Raw genomic sequence first — 1052 nt, forward strand, 5'->3', positions numbered from 1 at the left:
GTACTGGTGTCGCTGTTACACGTCCTGGGGCGCGCCGCTGCCCAGCAGGGCCGACGCGTTCTCGAACGGCGTGAGCGCGTGCACGGGCGCCACCTCGGGCAGACCGTGGCAGGTGAAGCCGAGCCGGGTCATGGCCCGGACGACCTCGCCGGTGTTGAAGTCGCGGGGGTCCTGCCGGGTGATGACCTGCCCCACCTGCTTGACGGGGTAGCGGCGCCGCCCGATGGTCACGGACTCACCCGTGACCAGCTCGGGCTTGATGCCCTTCATCGTCTCCAGGACACCCATCTTGGTGAGGTCGAAGGGATACCGGGCGATGACACAGCGCATGTTGCCTCACAGAGAGAAGGAGGATCGGGGGCCGAACGGGCGCCCGAAGGCGCCGAGTTGGTCCTCAGGCCGCAGGGCCGAAGGACGACCGTCGCTGCCCCCGGCTGCTGCTTCCGCTGCCGCCGCCGCTGCGTCGCGCCGCACCACCGGCGGACCGGCCCTCGGCGGCCGGACGGCCGCGACGGCCCCGGGACGACGAGGAGGACGGGCTACGGCGGGTGCGCTCGCGCTCCACGACCGGCGCCGTGATGACGACCGGGACGCCGGACGGAGCCTGGGCGCCCGTGATCCGGGTCAGCTCCTCCTCGCCGGAGCGCACGGAGGTGACCTCCGGGGTGATGCCGGCCGCGGTCATCAGACGGGTCATGTCGCGGCGCTGGTCGGGGGTGACCAGCGTGACGACACTGCCGGACTCGCCCGCACGGGCCGTACGGCCGCCGCGGTGCAGGTAGTCCTTGGGGTCGGTGGGCGGGTCGACGTTGACGACCAGGTCGAGGTTGTCGACGTGGATGCCACGCGCCGCGACGTTGGTCGCCACCAGCGCCGTCACATGCCCGTCCTTGAACTGGGCGAGCGTGCGGGTGCGCTGCGGCTGGGACTTGCCGCCGTGCAGACCGGCCGCGCGGACGCCGCTGTTCAGCAGGTGCTTCACCAGCCGGTCCACCGCGTGCTTGGTGTCCAGGAACATGATGACCCGGCCCTCGCGCGCCGCGATCTCGGTG

At 72.2% G+C, this 1052-nt stretch carries 2 protein-coding genes; both read right to left on the reverse strand.

Annotation, left to right across the window (positions count from 1 at the left end):
- Positions 1-15: 15 nt before the first annotated feature.
- Positions 16-330 carry an SCO5918 family protein gene (locus tag ACFWP5_RS52515; protein WP_384174581.1) on the reverse strand — a complete coding sequence of 105 codons (315 nt, stop codon included), beginning with the start codon at positions 328-330 and terminating at the stop codon, positions 16-18.
- 64 nt (positions 331-394) lie between these two features.
- The coding region (locus tag ACFWP5_RS52520) for a helicase-related protein (RefSeq protein ID WP_384174584.1) at positions 395-1052 on the reverse strand (658 nt) is incomplete at its 5' end.

Origin of the sequence: Streptomyces sp. NPDC058469, from assembly GCF_042721125.1 — a bacterium.
Classification (GTDB): Bacteria; Actinomycetota; Actinomycetes; order Streptomycetales; family Streptomycetaceae; genus Streptomyces.